This is a genomic window from Ensifer sp. Root423, from assembly GCF_001426275.1.
GTDB lineage: Bacteria > Pseudomonadota > Alphaproteobacteria > Rhizobiales > Rhizobiaceae > Ensifer > Ensifer adhaerens.
Genome location: NZ_LMEG01000042.1, coordinates 1 through 1,160 on the forward strand (window position 1 = coordinate 1; position 1,160 = coordinate 1,160).

A 1,160-nucleotide genomic window follows, 5' to 3' on the forward strand; every position below is an offset into this window, starting at 1 on the left:
CTCTGATTTAAGGAAGGGAGATTTTATCATGGCCATTCTTCTTCTGGCTGACCACGACAGCAACCACCTTTCCGACCAGACCGCCAAGGCGCTGAGCGCGGCCTCGAAAATCGCCAGTGGGACTGGAGCCGATGTGCATGTGCTGGTCGCCGGCGCCGGCGCCAAGGTTGCAGCCGAACAGGCCGCCAAGCTTGCAGGCGTTGCCAAGGTGCTCGTTGCCGACGACGCCTCGCTTGCCAACAACCTGGCAGAGCCGCTGGCGGCCCTGATCGTCTCGCTCGCCGGCAACTACGACACCATCGTGAGCGCCGCCACCTCGGTCGGCAAGAACGTCATGCCGCGCGTCGCAGCCCTGCTCGACGTCTCTCAGGTCTCGGAAATCATCGAGGTCGTCTCTTCCGACACCTTCAAACGTCCGATCTATGCCGGCAACGCCATCCAGACGGTGCAGACGACCGAAGCCAAGCGCGTCATCACCGTGCGCACCGCTTCCTTCGCTTCCGCCCCTGAAGGCGGTTCGGCCGCGATCGAGAGCGTCTCGGCTGCCGCCAACCCGGGCGTTTCCTCCTTCGTCGCCGACGCGCTGTCGTCGTCCGACCGCCCGGAGCTGACGTCTGCCAAGATCATCATCTCGGGCGGTCGTGCGCTCGGCTCGTCGGAAAAGTTCAGGCAAGTGATCCTGCCGGTTGCCGACAAGCTCGGCGCTGCCGTCGGCGCTTCGCGCGCTGCGGTCGACGCCGGTTACGCTCCGAACGACTGGCAGGTCGGCCAGACCGGCAAGGTCGTTGCGCCCGATCTCTACATCGCCTGCGGCATTTCCGGTGCCATCCAGCACCTCGCCGGCATGAAGGACTCGAAGGTCATCGTCGCCATCAATAAGGACGAAGAGGCGCCGATCTTCCAGGTCGCCGACTACGGCCTGGTTGCCGATCTCTTCGACGCTCTGCCGGAGTTGCAGAAGGCTTCGTAGGTCCGTTTTTAAGCGACCGAACCCAGGTGGGCTGACCGTGGTTCGGTTGGCCCTTGCACGCGATTGAAGCATCAACGAAAAGGATACCACAGTGGATGTACGCGCCGCCGTTGCCGTTCAGGCAGGCAAGCCGCTCGAGGTCATGACGGTTCAGCTCGAAGGCCCGCGGGCCGGCGAAGTGCTGATCGAG

1 protein-coding gene and 1 pseudogene are annotated in these 1,160 nt (G+C 63.8%); both read left to right on the plus strand.

Going from position 1 to position 1,160, the window contains the following annotated elements; genetic code table 11:
* Positions 1-28 precede the first annotated feature (28 nt).
* On the plus strand, positions 29-970 hold the full coding sequence (locus ASD01_RS25370) for an electron transfer flavoprotein subunit alpha/FixB family protein (RefSeq protein WP_060644548.1): 942 nt from the start codon (positions 29-31) through the stop codon (positions 968-970).
* A 91-nt stretch (positions 971-1,061) separates the two neighbouring features.
* Positions 1,062-1,160 (plus strand): annotated as a pseudogene (locus ASD01_RS36265) (GNAT family N-acetyltransferase); the annotation flags it as partial.